Below are 16675 nucleotides of genomic sequence, written 5' to 3' on the forward strand. Positions count from 1 at the left end.
GAATTACTCCCCCAGCTCCTTGAGGCGCCTGGTGATGTTGTCCCAGATTTCCGGCCGGGTGCGGTCGTACCCGGCGGCGCGGTAGGCGTCGCGGGCGCGGCGCAAAAGCGCGGTTCCTTCGGCGCGCTTGCCCTCGGCGAGCAGGGCCTCGCCGAGGTCCTCGCACGCCTGTCCGATGGCTTCGCGGTTGTCAAGGCGTTCGGCCCAGGCGAGCACCGGGCGCAGCCACTGCTGCGCCTCCCGGTAGTCTCCCAGGTGGCGGTAGGTCATGCCGACGTGGTAGTCGGCGAAGAGTTTGGCGGTCTCATCGGAGAAGCGCCAGTGGTAGTCGCGGGCTTTGAGATAGCAGGCCAGGGCGCTGTCGAACTGCCCGTTGTCCCAGTAGGTGCCGCCGAGGTTGTTCCACAGGGGGCCGAGCCAGCGCTCTTCATCGGCCGCCTCGGCGGCGGCGATCCCCCGCCGGTTCCAGGCGATCTGGTCCTCGGGCGACGCGGCGACGATCGCGACCATGTGGGCGGCGTCCACGGCCCGGCCGAACAGGGCGTTGACCGAGCAGTAGTCAAACATGAGTTCGAATGTTTCGCGGGCGGCCGCGAGCTCGGAATCCTGCCACTGGTACCGCCCCCGGACGCCGAGGTAACGCGACCAGCCCATGGGGTCGGAATCCACGGCGATGGCGGCAGCCTGTTCGAGGTAGGGCCGCCCCTCCTCTTTCCGGTCCTGCACGAGGCACATGCGGGCCGTCTGGGCGAGAGCCTCGGTCTCGACGGAGCGGTTGAACTCCCGGCGGGCCTGGTCGACGGCCGACAGGTAGGTGCGCAGGGCGGCCGCATAGTCGCGGGCCTGAAACTCGGCGTCCCCCTGGCGGAGCAGGGAGTCGGCAGTGATGTCATCGCCAGAGGTCACGGGTACTCCTTGTGGTTTGATCTCGACAGCGGCGGCGGAGGCCGCCAGGAACAGCACGGTCAGTGCGGCGAGGTGTTTCATGCCGTCTCCTCGGTTTGCATCCGGTGGCGGACGGAATATAATCGACCGGAGCGGGCGCCGCCACCGCAAATCGGGCGCCGGGCATTTCCATTTGACGCGGCCGGACCGCCCCCCTATATTCACGCGCACTACCGAGACGCGCCGGCCATCGAGAAGGGACAGACTGAATGAAAGCACTCATTACAGGCATTACCGGGCAGGACGGATCTTACCTCGCCGAATTGCTCCTGGACAAAGGCTACGAGGTGATCGGGATGGTCCGCCGGTCGTCGACCGAGTCATTCGAGCGGATCAATCACATCAAAGACCGGATCCGGCTGGCCCAGGCGGATCTGCTGGACCAGTTGTCGATCATATCGATCATTGCCGAGGAGCGCCCGAACGAAGTCTATAATCTTGCCGCCCAATCGTTTGTGCCGACAAGCTGGGACCAGCCGGTGTTGACGGGGGAATTCGACGCCCTCGGGGTGACCAAAGTGCTCGAGGCCATCCGGCTGGTGGACCGGGGCATCCGCTTCTACCAGGCGTCGTCATCGGAAATGTTCGGCAAGGTGCGGGAGGTTCCGCAGAAGGAGACGACGCCGTTTTATCCGCGCTCGCCCTATGGCGTGGCCAAGGTTTACGGACACTTCATCACGGTGAACTACCGGGAGAGTTACGGCATTCACGCCTCCTCAGGCATCCTCTTCAACCACGAGTCGCCCCGCCGCGGGCTGGAGTTCGTGACGCGGAAGATCACCGACGGGGTGGCCCGCATCAAACTCGGCCTGGCCGACAAGCTGGCGTTGGGGAATCTGGAGGCGAAGCGGGACTGGGGATTCGCCGGGGACTATGTGAAGGCGATGTGGCTGATGCTCCAGCAGGAGGAAGCCTCGGACTACGTCATCGCCACCGGTCAGACCCACTCGGTGCGCGACTTTGTCGCCCAGGCTTTCGCCCACGCCGACCTCGATTACCGCGACTACGTTTCGGTGGATCCGGCCCTGGTTCGCCCCGCCGAGGTGGATCTGCTGCTCGGGGATGCGGGCAAGGCGCACCGGGAACTGAAGTGGGAGCCGAGCGTGACTTTCGCCGGGCTCGTGAGCATGATGGTGGAGGCCGATCTGGAACGGCTGCGAAAGACTCTTCGATAGACGATGAACAAGCCGACCGCGTTCATAACCGGAATCGCCGGGTTTGCGGGCTCCTGGCTGGCGGAGGAACTGCTGGCCCACGGGTACCGGGTGACCGGGGGAGTGTATGCCGACGAACCGCTGGACAATCTGGCGGGCTGCCGCGGGCAGCTGGGGCTGGTGCCGTTCGACGTCGCGGATGCGGACCAGGCGGCCCGGACAATCGGCCGGATCCGCCCGGAGTACATCTTTCACCTGGCGGCGCTCGCCAGCGTGAGCCAGTCGCTGCAGCAGGAGCGCCTCACGCTGCGGGTGAACGTAGAGGGGACGCTCAACATGCTGGAGGCGGCGCGACGGGTCCGCCGGCTGCGGAAGTTCGTGTGGGCGGGTTCCTGCGACGCCTACGGAGTGGTTCGGGACAAGACGCTCACCGAGAAGGATCCGCTCGCGCCCACTTCGCCGTACGGCATTTCGAAGGCGGCCGGGGAGCATCTCTGCCGCTCGCATTTCCGCCGCTACGGCCTTCCGGTCACGGTGGCGCGGTCGTTCAACCACAGCGGTCCGCGGCAGGCGCCGATTTTCGTGATCGCCGATTTCGCCCGTCAGGCGGCGGCCATTGACCTGGGGCTGCAGCCCCCGCGGGTGCGCGTGGGGAATCTCGCGGCCCGGCGGGATTTCAGCGATGTCCGCGACATCGTCCGCGGTTACCGCCTGTTGGCCGAACGCGGCGCCCCGGGCGAAGTCTACCAGTTGTGCTCCGGACGGGCGACCTCGATCGAGACCGTCCTCCGCCTCCTGCTCGGGTTCACGGCGAAACCCGTCGCCATCGCGGTGGACCGGGGAAAGTGGCGCGCCGCCGACATCCCCGTCCTGCGCGGATCCAACCGCCGGGCCGTTGAAGAACTCGGATTTGCCAACCGATACAGTCTGAAGCAAACGCTGCGGGAGACGTTCGCGTACTGGAAAGAACGTCTGTCCGCCGAGAATGAATAAGGTGATGGAGTAATCCTGTATGGCCAAGAAATCAGCTCCCAAGCAGTCCGGCGTGTCCGGTCACCGGCAGCTTATGGAGAAGATCACGAGCAAGAAAGCCAAGGCCGGTGTGATCGGTCTGGGCTACGTCGGACTGCCCCTGGCGGTGGAGCTGGTGCACGCCGGGTTTGAGGTCACCGGTTTTGACATTGCCGAGCCGAAAGTCAGGCTGCTCAACAGCGGACGGTCGGACATCGACGACGTGCCCGATGCCGTGGTGGCCGACATGGTGGCGGCCAAAAAGTTCCGCGCCACCACCGACTTCCGCGCTCTCGGCGAGATGGACACCATTTCGATCTGCGTGCCGACCCCGCTGTCGAAGACGAAAGATCCCGACGTGTCGTTTATCCTGGCCGCGGTCGGCTCGGTCAAGCAGTTCATGCGCAAAGGGACGCTCGTCGTGCTCGAATCGACCACTTATCCGGGCACGACGGAGGACCTAATCCTGCCGCTGCTTCAGGAGAAGGGGATGAAAGCGGGGGAGGATTTCTTCCTCGCCTTCTCGCCCGAGCGGGTGGATCCGGGGAACCAGCGGTTCACGACGAAAAACACGCCGCGGGTGGTCGGGGGGATCACGCCCAAGTGCACCCAGGTGGCCAAGACATTCTACGAGCAGTCGATCCCGGACATCTACGCCGTGTCGTCGACCCAGGCGGCGGAGATGGTCAAGCTGCTGGAGAACACTTTCCGCTCGGTGAATATCGGCCTGGTGAACGAGGTGGCGCTGATGTGCGACCGGCTCGGGCTGAACGTGTGGGAGATCATCGACGCGGCGGCGACCAAGCCCTTCGGGTTCATGCCGTTCTATCCCGGTCCGGGGCTCGGCGGGCACTGCATCCCGATCGATCCCCACTACCTGGCGTGGAAGCTGAAGTCGCTGAACTACTATGCCCGGTTCATCGAGCTGGCGGGGGACATCAACTCCTCGATGCCCCACTACGTGGTCGACCGGGTGATGAGGATGCTCAACGAGCGGTTCGCCAAGGCGCTCAACAAGTCCTCGGTGCTCGTGCTGGGGATCGCCTACAAGGCGAACATCAAGGATGTGCGGGAGTCGCCGGCGCTGGACGTCATCAAGCTGCTGGAGGACCGCGGCGCGCGGGTGGTGTTCAATGACCCGCACGTCCCGTCGATTCAGTGGGAGGGGACGGCCCGGCGGTCCACCCGGCTGACGGCCGCGCTGCTGCGCAAGACCGACCTGGTGGTGATCGTGACCAACCACGCCCAGTACGACTACCAGTGGATAGTGGACAACGCCAAGGCGGTATTCGACACCCGCAACGCGACCCGGAAAGTGCGGAACGGGCGGAAGAAGATCGAAGTGCTGTAAGCGCTTGACCGACCGGAGGCTTTGACGGAAAACCCGGCGCCGCCGGGTTTTTCGTTGACCGGCCCGGCGGCCGGTCAATCGGGCGGGGCATTCTGCCGATACTGTGATCAGAAAACCAACGGCAGGATGATGGAAACACCGAATACCGACCGCCCTCCGGATCAGGAAATCGCCGTTCTCCTGCGGGATCTCCTGCGGACGATCAAAGCTGTCTGCATGTACCCGGAGACGAATTCGCTCCCGCAGTCGCTCCGGCAGTCATTCGCCAGCCGGCTGCTCGACCTGCTCGAGGAGCAGGGGGAGATCCGGCTGGGGGTCGACAACGGGGTCATTCTGCGCAACGGGGAAATCGTGCACCGCGACAAGTCGCGGGAGGACAATCTCGCCGCCATCTTTTTCAGCGCCGGCATCACGGAACTCAGTTTCAAGCGGGGGCTGACGGCGGCGAGCATCGACCGTCTGCTCGGAGCGATCCGGACTTATCTCACGGCGCCCGCGGGCCACGGCGATCTCCCGTCGCTTCTGTGGGAAGCGGCGCCCGAGGGTTTCTCGTTCCAGTCGGCGGAGGATGTGGCCCTGGCCGAGTATGACGCCGGTTTCCGCGTCCAGGAGTACTTCCACCGGGAGGACGAGCGGCGCCGGGCAGGGGGCGATACGCCCGACGGGTATGAAGCGATATTCCTGAGCGAAGACGCGCTCGAGGGGAGAGCGGCGCCGGAGACGGTGGACGGGCACCTGACACCCGGCGGCGTGTTCGAGGTTGAGCCGGAGGAGGCCGCCCGCCTCCGGGCGCAGGCGGCGGCGGAAGCCATGGGGCTGTCCAATCTGCCCCCGGTGCCGGTGCCCAGCGTGCGCGACATCCTCTCCCGCGAGAACAGCCTCAGCGCCGACGAGCAGGCCCGGATGGAGCAACTGCTGGCGCAGGATGCCGCCTTCAACCTGTACGAGTCAACGTCGCACCTCCTCATCGAGCTGCTCATGCAGGAGACCACGCTCAAGGGATTCGACGAGACGGCGATCATCTGCGAGAAAATGTTGAACGAGTTCGTGGCCCAGGGCCAGGTGGCGCATGCGGCCTTCCTGCTGCGGTCCCTGAGGAATCTCGGAGAGCGCATCCGGGGAGCCAAGCCGCGCTGGGCCGACCGGCTGGAAGGGATCTACATGACCGCCGGGAGCCGGGAGCGCCTGCGCCTCCTGGCCAAAGCGCTGAACGAGCACACCGAGATCACCGAGAGCGACCTCCGGCGGTACCTCGACCTGTTCGACTGGCAGGCCCTGAGCGCGCTGACCGATCTACTCGGCGAACTGGAGCACCGCCCCCACCGCGAGACGCTCTGCCGGTACCTGGTGGATCACGGCCGCGGCAAGGAGGAAATCCTCGCCAAGGGTGTGTACGACAAACGGTGGTACGTGGTGCGGAATTCGGTGATGATCCTCGGCCACATCGGCGACGACCGGGCGCTCCAGCACCTGAAACAGGCGGTCGCCCACGAGGACCGGCGGGTGCGGATCGAGCTGGTGGAGGCGGTGCGGGGGAAAGAGCACGCCGGAGCCCTCGAGATTCTCGGCCGGCTGGTATTCGACCCGGACGAAGAAGTTCACCGGGAGGCGATGGCCGCGCTGATGGGGAGTTCCGGGGCGGGCGCGTTCGAGGCGCTCGCCGGAGCGGTCACGGCCGAATCGTTCGGCCAACTCGATCCCCAGGACCAGATCGCGCTGCTGGTGGCGTACTCGCGCCGGGGGAAAGAGCGGGCGGTGCCGCACCTGGCCCGGCTGATCGCCCGCTTCAACCCGACGCGGAATCCGATCCGGACGTTTTTCCGAGCGGCCGCATTCGATGCCCTCGAGCAGAACCCGAGCGAGAAAGCGGGCGCGCTCCTGCAACGCCTGACCGGCTCGTGGCGCCCGGATATCCGCCGGCGCGCGACCCGCTGTCTGAGCCGCCGCAAAGCGCCGACCGGAGGTGAGGCATGACGACCGCAGTCGATACCGGCAAAACCCGGGTGGCGGAAACGGAACGGGACGAAAAGCTCGTCAACGCCTTCTTCGTGCTGTACCGGAACGCCCGAATCATGGAGCCGGCCAACAAGGCGTTCGTGAAGCAGTGCGCCCATTTTCTCGAGCTGCTCCAGCCGGGGCTGAAGGCCGATGCCGAGGTGGCGATCAAGGCGGTGCGGGGCCGCTATTTCACCAACGAGCGCTTCGTCCGCTTCTCCGACCCCAGCGGCGCGGCCGCCGCCGTCACCGCCGACTGGGAGGCCCTCGGAATCGGCGGGGTCCGTTTCCTGCCGGAGGTCACCGAGGATCATCTGCGCGGGTTTTTCAGTTTCATGGCCGCGCTGACGCCCCGCGGGCGGAGTCTCGCGGAACTGCAGGAGGAACTCGACCGCCACATCCCCGCCACCGTCTTCCTCCTCGCGCTGCCGGACGAAAACGAAGACGACGAAGACGAAGCGGAGCGGCGCCGCCAGCTCCGGCTCCAGGCGCGGACGACGTTTTTCCGCGCCGTCTCCGCAGTCTCGGAACTGCTCGCCCGCACGGCCGTGGAGCGCGATGTCAATCTGGCCAAGACCCGGAGGGTCGTGCACGCGCTCATCGACCACCTGTCGAAGGACAAGGATTCGCTGGTGGAGCTGTCGGCCATCAAGGATTTCGACGACTACACCTACGCCCACTCGGTCAACGTGTCGGTGTACTCGCTGACTCTGGGGATCCGCCTGGGCCTCGACCGTCCGCGCCTGTCACAGCTCGGCTTTGCCGCGCTCTTCCACGACGCGGGGAAGGTGCGGCTGGACCGCGACCTGATCAACAAGCCGGACTCGTTCGATGAGAACGACTGGATCCAGATGCAGATGCACCCGGCGCTGGGGGCCAAGACGATCCTGCGCAGCATGAAGCTCGACCAGCACACGGCGCGGGCGGCGCGCGGGGCGTTCGAACACCACATCAACGCCGATTACACCGGCTACCCCCTGCTCCACGACATCCGGCCGCTGAACCTGTACTCGCAGATTATCACGATCGCCGACACGTTCGATGCCCTCACCTCCGACCGGGTGTATTTCCGGAAAGCGATGGCGCCGGATCAAGTGATCCGGAAGATGCGGTTCCAGATGACGGCCAAATTCAATCCGATCCTGATCGCCCTGTTCAACGAGGTGATGGGCATCTACCCGGCCGGGAGCATGGCGCTGTTGAGCACGGATGAGATCGCGGTGATCATGGCCGCTAATGCGGAGCTGTACGACCGGCCCTATGTCCAGATCGTGGGCAACCGGGAGGGCCTCCTGCCGGAACCGGAGTGGGTCGATCTGGCCCGCGCCGATCAGATCAACCGCCGCATCGTCCGGCTGATCGACCCGGAGCGCTACGGCCTGAAGGTTCGCGACTTCATCCTGTCGGGCCCGGAGTAACCGGACTCGTTTCCCGGCGCGACAGCACCCGCCGCTCATGGGCCAGCAGCCACTGCTTGCGCCATATCCCGCCGCCGTACCCGCACAGGGTTCCGTCCGCACGAATCACCCGATGGCAGGGGATCACGAGGGCCAGGCGATTGCGGCTGTTGGCCCGCCCGACTGCGCGCACGGCGGCCGGACGGCCGAGCCGCGCGGCCATCTGCGCATATGACCAGGCGGCCCCCGGCGGGATAGTCTGCAGAAGCGACCAGACCGCCAGTTCGAAGGGAGTGCCGTCCGGAACGAGCGGGACCGAGAAGTCCAGCGAACGCCCCTCGAAATAACTCTTCAGTTGCTCCGCCACCGCGGCGAGGTGCGGATGGGGACCGGGGACGACCGCGGTCGCCGACCGTTCCCGGAGCTTCCCGACGGTTTGCTGCCACCCGCCGCGGTCGACAAAATCGAGCAGATGCAGCCCGGAGTCGTCGGCCACCGCGACCATCGGACCGAGCGGCGTCTCGATCGCCTGCGCGAACAGGCAAGCCACCGTCTCGAGGCGGCTCGGCGGTGCGCCGAAGGCGTTCCGGAAGGCCTCGAAGAAGCCGCTGGCGGACTCGTACCCGTGGTCGATCTGGGCCCCGATGACCGATTCCCCCCGGCGGATTTCGTGGAGCGCCAGGCCCAGGCGCCGGGCGCGCTGGTAGGCGTGGAAGGTCATGCCGTAGTAGCGCTGGAACTGCCGCCGGGCGGTCGAAGGATCGATCCCGCGCGCGCGGAGTAGGGCGCCGGAAATCTTCCCGCCGGGGGACTCATCGACCAGGTTGCGCAGGGCGCGGACCAGCGCCGGGGCGGGCCGCTCGACCTCGAGCGGAGCGCACCGGGCGCAGGGGCGATACCCGGCCTGGAGCGCCTCCCGCGGGAAGGCGAAGAACTGGACGTTCTCCTCTTTGGGTTTGCGGGCCGGGCAGGTGGGCCGGCAGAAGATGCCGGTGGTGCGGACGCCGACGTAGAAGACGCCCTCGAAGGTGGCGTCACGGTCGCGAAGCGCCCGGTACATGATGGCGGGAGGCGGCAGGTGGCTCATGGTCGGTGGTTCGTATCTCCGGTTAAGCTTTTTGTCCCAAGGTAACGGGGGCGGGCCGTTCGCGCATCCGAAAACGGGGCACGGAATTCCGGAAAGAGACGTCAGCAAATGCGCGGCAATTGCTCGCCCACGGGCATGTCGACGATCCGCTCCGTGCCGAGCACGGTCCGCAGGGTCACCTCTCCGGGCCGGTCGGCGTGGACCTCGCCGATGACCGCCGCCCTGGCGCCGAGCGGATGGGCGCGCATGAGGGCGAGGGCGCGATCGGCCGCCTCGGCGCTCACCACCGCCGTCAGCTTGCCCTCGTTGGCGACGTAGAGGGGGTCGAGGCCGAGCAGCTCGCAGGCGCCGGCGACGGGCGGGTCGATCGGCACCTGCGCCCCGACCAGGCGGATGCCGACCCGGGAGGCGCGGGCGAATTCGTTGAGGGTGGCGGCCAGCCCGCCGCGGGTCGGATCGCGCATGGCGTGGAGCGCGCCGCCAACCCCGGCGACCAGCGCGGCCACGAGCCCGTTGAGGGGGGCCGTGTCGCTGACAATGGGGCTTTCGAAAGCGAGACCCTCGCGCCGGGAGAGGACCGCCAGGCCGTGGTTGCCGAGCGGCCCGCTGATCAACACGCGATCCCCCGGCCGGAGCCGGTCGACGCCGATGTCGTAGGGGTGGGAAATGACTCCGATCCCGGCCGTGTTGATGAACAGCTTGTCCCCTTTGCCCCGGTTGACGACCTTGGTGTCGCCGGTGACGATCTGCACGCCGGCGGCGGCCGCCGCCTTCCGCATGGACTGCACGACGCGGGCCAGGTCCGCGATCGGCAGCCCCTCCTCGATGATGAACCCGGCGCTCAAAAAGAGCGGGCGCGCGCCGTTCATGGAGAGGTCGTTGACGGTGCCGTTCACGGCCAGGTCGCCGATGTCGCCGCCGGGAAAGAAGAGCGGGTCAACGACGAAGGAATCGGTCGAGAAGGAGAGGCGCAGGCCGTCGATTTCCACCGTGGCCTGGTCATCCTGCCGCCGCAGCATCGGATTGTCGAAAGCCTCGACAAAGAGCCGCGCGATCAGGTCGTTGGCGAGCCGGCCGCCGCTGCCGTGGGCCAACTGGATGGTCGCGGGGGCCGAGAGGGGCAGCGGGCAGGAGAAGGACGGCTCGGGGAGAGGTTCATCGGGCATAGCGGGTAACCCTTCAGCTTTCCGCCGCGCGGCGGTGGTAGCGGTAGTAGGCGGCGCAGGCGCCCTCGGAGGACACCATGGTGGCGCCGAGCGGCGTCTGCGGTGTGCAGCGCCGGGCGAACGCCGGGCAATCGACCGGCCGCCGCAGGCCCTGGAGAACGAGGCCGCTGATGCATTCGGGGGGCTCGAGCACCTCGAGATCGGCCAGCCGGAATATGCGCTCGGCGTCATGGGCGGCGAATTCGGGGCGGAGGCGGTAGCCGCTCTGCGGGATGGTTCCGATCCCGCGCCACTTCCGGTCGCACACTTCGTACACAGCCTCGACGGCGGCGCGCGCGTGCGGGTTGCCCTGCTCCCGGACAGCCCGCGCGTAGCGGTTCTCGACCCGGGCCTGCCCGGTCTCGAGCTGGCGCACGGCGGCCAGGATGCCGTCGAGAATGTCCGCCGGCTCGAAGCCGGTGACCACGACCGGCACGCGGTAGCCCTCCGCGATCGGGCAGTACTCCTCCCAGCCGGTGACGGCGCAGACGTGGCCGGCGGCCAGGTACGCCTGCACGCGGTTGCCGGGCGCCTCGAGGAGCGCCCGCATCGCCGGCGGCACGAGGACGTGGGCGACCAGCAACAGGAAGTTGTCCAGCCCCTCGCGGCGCGCCTGGCGGATGGCGGTGGCGGTCGCCGGGGCGGTGGTCTCGAAACCCACGGCGAAAAACACCACCCGTCGGTCGCGGTGCGCGCGGGCGAGACGGAGGGCGTCCAGCGGCGAATACACCATGCGAACATCGCCACCCTCGGATTTCACGGTCAGGAGGTCTTTCGACGATCCCGGCACGCGCAACATGTCACCGAAGGAGGCGAAGATCACATCGGGGCGGGCGGCGATGGCCAGAGCGCGGTCGATGAGCTCGAGCGAGGTCACGCACACCGGGCACCCCGGACCGTGGACGAGCCGGATCGTCGGCGGCAAAAGCTGGTCGAGGCCGTTGCGGATGATCGAGTGCGTCTGGCCGCCGCAGATCTCCATGATCACCCAGGGTCGGGTGACGGTGCGCCGGATCTCGCCGAGCAGGGCCGCGGCCCGCCGGGGATCCCGAAATTCATCGAGATACTTCAGGCCGGTCACGGCGCCTCCGGCGGCAGGGGCTCCCCGAACGGATCGAGCCCCTCCTCGGCGTTCTGCCGGGCGATCTCATCGAAGAGATCGAGCGTCCGGCGCGCCTCGTCTTCGTCGAGCACGTTGAGGGCGAAGCCGGCATGGACGAGCACGTACTGCCCCACCCGCACCTCGGGCACCGAATCGAGACAGGCGGTGCGCACCGTCCCGGCGTAGTCGATCCGGCCCATCGTCAGGCCGTCTTCATCGAAAATCTCAATCACTTTTCCGGGAATGGCGAGACACATGGCGACTCCTCAGCTCGTGCGACGGTGGACGGCGTCGGCGATCACGGCCTGTCCGAGCGCCAGGCCGCCGTCGTTGGTGGGTACCTCGCGGTGGGCGAGCACGCGGAAGCCGGCGTTTTCCAGCCGGTGCGCGAGGCGGGTGAAAAAGAGCGCGTTCTGGCAGACACCGCCGCTGAGAGCGACGGTCGTCAGGCCGGTCGCGGCCCGGGCGGCGAGGGCGGCACCGGCGAACAGCTCCGCGAGCGCGGCGTGAAACTGCGCCGCGATCTGCTCGACCGGATCGCCGGAGCGGACGCGGCGGACGACCTCGCGGATCAGGTGGGCGAAGGAGAGCGGACCCCCGCCGGCCGGCGGCGCGGCCGGTTCGACATCGGGCAGCGCCCCGCCCGCCCGGGTGGCGGCCATCTCCAGCGCGATCGCCGCCTGCGCCTCGTAGGTGTTCTCGAGCGCCAGGCCCGCCAGGGCGGCGACGCCGTCAAATAACCGCCCGCAACTCGAGGTCAGGGGGCTGTTCAGGCCCTTGTCGATCATCGCGAGGATGATGTCGATCTGCAGGCTGTCGAGGCGGTCGAACAGCGGGAGCGGGAAACGCCGGGCCTCGCCCCCGTAGGCATAGCTGAGATAGCTCAGCGCCATGCGCCAGGGCTGCTCGATGGCGACCGTGCCGCCCGGCAGCGGCACCGGTTCGAGCCAGGCAAAGCGCCGGAATGCGGCGGCGTCGCCGATGAGGACCTCGCCACCCCAGATGGTGCCGTCGGTCCCGTAACCGCTGCCGTCGAGGATCAGCCCGATTGCCGGCTCGGTGCAGCCGTTATCTGCCAGGACCGACACGAGGTGGGCGTGGTGGTGCTGGACCCCGATCACCGGGAGCGCCTGCTGGGTGTGTGCCCACTTGGTCGACAGGTACTCCGGGTGGAGATCGCAGGCAATCAGTTCGGGTTCGCACTCGAGCAGTTTTTGCAGGTGGGAGAGGGCGTGCTCGAAAAACGCGAGCGCGGCCGGGTTATCGAGGTCGCCGATGTGCTGGCTGAGCACGACCTGGTCGGCGCGGCCCAGCGCCACCGTGCTCTTCAATTCTCCGCCGACCGCGAGGATCGGCCGCTCCAGCCGCACCGGGAGAGGGACCGACAGGGGGACGTACCCGCGGGCGCGGCGCACGATGCGGGTGCCGCCGGCCAGGCGCCGGACAATGGAATCGTCGCAGCGCTGGAGGATGTCGCGGTCGTGCAGCAGGAATCCGTCGGCGATATTCCCCAGCCGCGCGAGCGCCTCGGCGTTCTCGGTCACTATCGGTTCCTCGGCCCGGTTGCCGCTCGTCATGACGAGGGCATCGAAAGTATCGTGCAGGAGGAGGTGGTGGAGAGGTGTGTAGGGGAGCATGAACCCGTAGTACATGTTGTCGTCGACGACCGAGGGGGCGATGGCGGTTTCGCCGGGGCGCCGCCGCAGGAGCACGATCGGGCGGCTCACGTCGGTCAGGAGCTGCTCTTCTTCCGGCGAGACCTCGCAGAATTTCCGCACGCGCGCGACATCGGGCGCCATCAGGGCGAACGGTTTCTGCTGCCGCTGCTTGCGGTCGCGGAGGCGCCGGACCGCCTCTTCGCTGGCCGCATCGACCGCCAGGTGGAACCCGCCGAGGCCGCGCAGGGCGAGGATGCGGCCCGAGGCGAGCAGATCGACGGCCCAGGCGACCGGGTCGGCGACCGCCAGCTCGCGGGCGCCGTCGTGCGCGATCAGTCGCGGGCCGCAGGCCGGGCAGGCGACCGGCTGCGCGTGAAACCGCCGGTCGAGCGGATCGTGGTATTCCCGCTCGCAGGCAGGGCACATGGGGAAACGCTTCATCGACGTTTTCGGCCGGTCGTAGGGGATGCCTTCGACAATGGTGAAGCGCGGACCGCAGTTGGTGCAGTTGGTGAACGGGTAGCGGTAGCGCCGGTCGGAGGGATCATGCATCTCGCGCAGGCAGTCGGCGCACACCGCGATATCCGGAGGGATGAGCGCGGCTGCCGTCTCCCCGTGCCGACTCGGCTCGATCGAGAAGCCGTTCTGCCCGCGCGGGGGCAGCGGCTCGACGCGGAGGGAATCGATGCGGGCCAGCGCCGGGGCCTCGGCGCGCAGGAGCCGGCGGAACTGGTCGAGCTTCGCCGCGGGGCCCTCGACCTCGATGTGGACGCCGCGCGCATCGTTGCGGATCGAACCGGCGAGCGCCAGCCGGTGGGCCAGGCGGTAAATGAAGGGGCGGAATCCGACTCCCTGCACGACTCCGTTCACAGTCAGCCGTTGTCTCTGTATGTCTTGCGCCGACAGCATGAGTGGCCCGCGGACGAGTCCGCTTGGTTCAGGGAGACGCCTTGCTGGCCGCCACCTGATCCCGCAGCCACTGGTACCACTTGTCCAACCCCTCGCCGGTCCGGCAGGAGACCTCGAATATCTTCAGGTTGCCGTTGATCGAGAGGGCGTTCTCCTTGACTTTCGCCAGGGTGAAATCGGAGCTGCCGAGGAGATCGATCTTGTTCACGACCATCACCGATGACCGCCGGAACATGCCGGGGTACTTCAGCGGCTTATCGTCCCCTTCGGTGGTGCTGATGACGACAACTTTCATGTCCTCGCCGAGGTCATAGCTCGAAGGGCAGACCAGGTTGCCGACGTTTTCGACGACAAGCAGGTCGAGGGCGGCGAGGTCGATTTCGGCGACCGCTTTCGTGACCATGCGGGCATCGAGATGGCACAGCCCGCCGGTGACGATAGGGCGGACGATACGCCCGCCGGCCGCTTTCAGGCGGTTGGCGTCGTTCTCGGTCTGCACATCGCCGGCGACCACCGCAATCCGGATGGTATCGTTGAACTCGGCCAGCGTACGTTCCAGGAGGCTGGTTTTGCCCGATCCCGGCGAACTCACGAGGTTCAGGGCGAACACCCGCCGGTCCCGCAGCTGCCGCCGCAGGTCGGCGGCCAGCCGGTCGTTTTCGGAGAGCACCTTCTCTTTGACCTCAACGCGTTCCGTCATCGTCACTCCTGCGGTGCGGGGCGGCCGCTTTCCCGCCCGCCTGGTTTCTTGTCGCCCGGGATCTCCGGGGACGGCTCCGGTATTTCAATATACGCGATTTCCAGTTCGTCTCCCTGCGTCATCCGTATGTCGCGGCTGCCGCAGTGCGGGCAGACGAACAGGAACTCTTCGACGGCGCAGGTCCGGCCGCAGGTCTCGCAGACTCCGGCGACCGGGACGGTTTCGATGGCCAGGCGGGTTCGGGCCAGCGGGGTGCCGACGACCGACGATTCGAATCCGAACGTGAGGGCATCGGGGACCACGTCGGTCAGGGCGCCGATCCGGAGTCCGATGGCGACGATCTCCGGGTAGCCCTCGGCCGTCATTTTCGCCAGCACCTTGTCGACAATTGACTGGGCAATGCCAAGCTCGTGCACGTCAGCGCTCCGCCTGAGGCGGGGGGACCGGTCGGCCTGACTACGAAGGGGGATTGCCCGGCCGGTTGAACCGCCATTTCAGAGGGAAGATAATCGACGGGGCGGCGCGGGGCAAGGAGATCGGGCGGGCGGATAGGCCGGGGGGGGCGGCGGCGCCGGGCCGATTGCGCCGTTTTTGCTTGCGGCGCGCGCCCGGCGCTCTCTATCATCACTCGCCCGTACGGCTGCAGGCATGTGGCGGTGCGGCGGCGAGTCGGGCCGAAATCACAGGGGAACGAGGTCTATCCGGGTGTCAGGTTCATCGGAAACGCGCGCGGTCTGGTTGATTGCCGGGCTGCTGACCGGACTGAGTCTGCTGAACCACCTGATCAGTCCCAGTTCGTTCCATCTCTCCGCCGAGGCCTGGGACGATTTGCTCGCCTACCACCGGGATTTTGACGTGTTCCGGGTGCGGCCGGTGACCACGGCGGTGGTCGGTTTCCTGGCGGAGCAGACGGGGCTGTCGGTGCGGAGCGCGTTTTTCCTTCTGCAGTTCGCGCTCTTCTTCGTCACCGGTCCGGCGTTCTACCATTTCCTTCGGTCGCTGCAGTTCAGCCCGGCACGGAGTCGGGCGGGTATGGTGATTCTGCTGCTGTCGCTTCCATTGTTCCTGGCCCACTTCGAGCCGGTGTGGACATGGGATGATTTCTGGTGCTACATCCTGCTCCCGTCGGCGATGGCCTTTGCCCTGGGTCGCCGGTACTGGCCGGCGGCGGCCTGCATTGCGGGAGCCATGATTGCCCGCGAGACAAGCGCGGCCTTTCTGCCGGTGCTGTTCCTCCTGTTCCGCACCAACCCGAAAGTCGGGATTGCCCGCCCGCTTCTGGCGACGCTGGCGCCGGTCGCGGTGCTGGTCGTGTTCCGGGCGGCTGTGCTCGGCGCGGTCAGCGGCTCGCCCGTGTGGTCGCTGGCCTTCAATTTCGAAAGCTGGGCGCGGACGCGCGACTCCCTGTTCTCGCTGATCGTGTCGCTGGGTTTCCTGTGGCCGGTGGGGCTGACTCAGGCGTTCCGCCGGCCGGAGGAGAGCCCCGCTTGGTACGACGCGGTGCGATTCGGGGCGCTGTTGACGGCCGGCGCGTACCTGGTGTCGGGTCTTCTCTTTGGCCATATAAGGGAGAGTCGCCTGCTGCTGCCGCCGGCGTTGCTGTTCATTCCGCTCGTGCTCGTATATATTGAGGAAAACGGGCGCCGGTTGGGAGAACTGCGGGCAGTGGCGGCTCCAGGCCCCCTCCGCACGGCGATTGCGCTCGGACTGCTCCTGGCCGGCTCGCTGTTGGCGGCCCATGGGCTCTTTCCGAGCTTCGAATACCGGCGCTGGCAGGATGGCAACCGGCTGTATTTCGCCCTCCACCTGGCGTTGACGGCTGTGTTTCTCGGGGTGGAGTTCATGCGGCGAGGGCGCGGGAGAAGCCCGGTGGGCCGACGGCCGGGGGCCGACGCGCGGGCGGCGTAGGCGGCGGTTCGAGGACACGGCGGCTTAACTGGCGAACTCCCGGCGCGAGCTTCCGGCGGCGCGGGAATTGTCCAGAAAGCCGGTTGCGCTTCGGCCGGAGCCAACGTAAGTTATTGCAGGCGAAAGTGGCGGAATTGGTAGACGCACTGGACTTAGGATCCAGTTCCATCCGGAGTGGGGGTTCGAATCCCCCCTTTCGCACCAGCCGCGGCGTCCCCTCAGCCGATTTGCCGGAACGGGAGGAACGCCCCGG

At 67.4% G+C, this 16675-nt stretch carries 14 protein-coding genes and 1 tRNA gene; 7 read left to right on the forward strand and 8 right to left on the reverse strand.

The window, feature by feature from the left end; genetic code table 11:
- Positions 1-3: 3 nt before the first annotated feature.
- Positions 4-987, reverse strand: coding sequence for a tetratricopeptide repeat protein (locus KA261_07390; protein ID MBP7697622.1), 984 nt, complete (start codon positions 985-987; stop codon positions 4-6).
- A 167-nt stretch (positions 988-1154) separates the two neighbouring features.
- Between KA261_07390 and gmd the strand changes: the two genes are divergently transcribed.
- From gmd to KA261_07415, 5 genes are all read left to right on the forward strand, one after another.
- Positions 1155-2120 carry a GDP-mannose 4,6-dehydratase gene (gene gmd / locus KA261_07395; GenBank protein MBP7697623.1) on the forward strand — a complete coding sequence of 322 codons (966 nt, stop codon included), beginning with the start codon at positions 1155-1157 and terminating at the stop codon, positions 2118-2120.
- Between the two features lie 3 nt (positions 2121-2123).
- On the forward strand, positions 2124-3092 hold the full coding sequence (locus KA261_07400; GenBank protein MBP7697624.1) for a GDP-mannose 4,6-dehydratase: 969 nt from the start codon (positions 2124-2126) through the stop codon (positions 3090-3092).
- Between the two features lie 19 nt (positions 3093-3111).
- Positions 3112-4461, forward strand: coding sequence for a nucleotide sugar dehydrogenase (locus tag KA261_07405; protein ID MBP7697625.1), 1350 nt, complete (start codon positions 3112-3114; stop codon positions 4459-4461).
- 129 nt (positions 4462-4590) lie between these two features.
- Positions 4591-6435, forward strand: a complete 1845-nt coding sequence (locus KA261_07410; protein MBP7697626.1) for a HEAT repeat domain-containing protein — start codon at positions 4591-4593, stop codon at positions 6433-6435.
- Positions 6432-7874 carry an HD domain-containing protein gene (locus tag KA261_07415; GenBank protein MBP7697627.1) on the forward strand — a complete coding sequence of 481 codons (1443 nt, stop codon included), beginning with the start codon at positions 6432-6434 and terminating at the stop codon, positions 7872-7874. The genes KA261_07410 and KA261_07415 overlap by 4 nt, the downstream gene beginning before the upstream one ends.
- Here KA261_07415 and KA261_07420 read toward each other — a convergent pair.
- The 7 genes from KA261_07420 to KA261_07450 form a co-directional block, all read right to left on the reverse strand.
- A complete protein-coding gene (locus tag KA261_07420) occupies positions 7852-8940 on the reverse strand; it encodes a bifunctional transcriptional activator/DNA repair protein Ada (protein ID MBP7697628.1) in 1089 nt (362 codons plus the stop codon). The two genes, KA261_07415 and KA261_07420, sit on opposite strands and share 23 nt — an antisense overlap.
- A 101-nt stretch (positions 8941-9041) precedes the next feature.
- Positions 9042-10106: a hydrogenase expression/formation protein HypE gene (gene hypE / locus KA261_07425; GenBank protein MBP7697629.1), complete on the reverse strand. Its 1065-nt coding sequence runs from the start codon at positions 10104-10106 to the stop codon at positions 9042-9044.
- 13 nt (positions 10107-10119) lie between these two features.
- Positions 10120-11217: a hydrogenase formation protein HypD gene (gene hypD / locus KA261_07430; GenBank protein ID MBP7697630.1), complete on the reverse strand. Its 1098-nt coding sequence runs from the start codon at positions 11215-11217 to the stop codon at positions 10120-10122.
- A gap of 5 nt (positions 11218-11222) precedes the next feature.
- Entirely contained in the window at positions 11223-11504 is a 282-nt protein-coding gene (locus tag KA261_07435; GenBank protein MBP7697631.1) for a HypC/HybG/HupF family hydrogenase formation chaperone, read from the reverse strand.
- A 9-nt stretch (positions 11505-11513) separates the two neighbouring features.
- On the reverse strand, positions 11514-13814 hold the full coding sequence (gene hypF / locus KA261_07440; GenBank protein ID MBP7697632.1) for a carbamoyltransferase HypF: 2301 nt from the start codon (positions 13812-13814) through the stop codon (positions 11514-11516).
- Positions 13815-13842: 28 nt separating this feature from the next.
- On the reverse strand, positions 13843-14514 hold the full coding sequence (gene hypB, locus KA261_07445; protein MBP7697633.1) for a hydrogenase nickel incorporation protein HypB: 672 nt from the start codon (positions 14512-14514) through the stop codon (positions 13843-13845).
- A gap of 2 nt (positions 14515-14516) precedes the next feature.
- Positions 14517-14930 carry a hydrogenase maturation nickel metallochaperone HypA gene (locus tag KA261_07450; GenBank protein ID MBP7697634.1) on the reverse strand — a complete coding sequence of 138 codons (414 nt, stop codon included), beginning with the start codon at positions 14928-14930 and terminating at the stop codon, positions 14517-14519.
- Between the two features lie 289 nt (positions 14931-15219).
- On the opposite strand from KA261_07450, the gene KA261_07455 reads away from it, so the two are divergent.
- Together KA261_07455 and KA261_07460 are read left to right on the forward strand one after the other, a co-directional pair.
- Positions 15220-16422, forward strand: coding sequence for a hypothetical protein (locus KA261_07455; protein ID MBP7697635.1), 1203 nt, complete (start codon positions 15220-15222; stop codon positions 16420-16422).
- Positions 16423-16541: 119 nt separating this feature from the next.
- Positions 16542-16626 (forward strand) — tRNA-Leu (locus tag KA261_07460).
- The last annotated feature ends 49 nt before the right edge of the window (positions 16627-16675 follow it).

It is taken from the genome of Candidatus Zixiibacteriota bacterium (assembly GCA_017999435.1).
Classification (GTDB): Bacteria; Zixibacteria; MSB-5A5; order GN15; family FEB-12; genus JAGNLV01.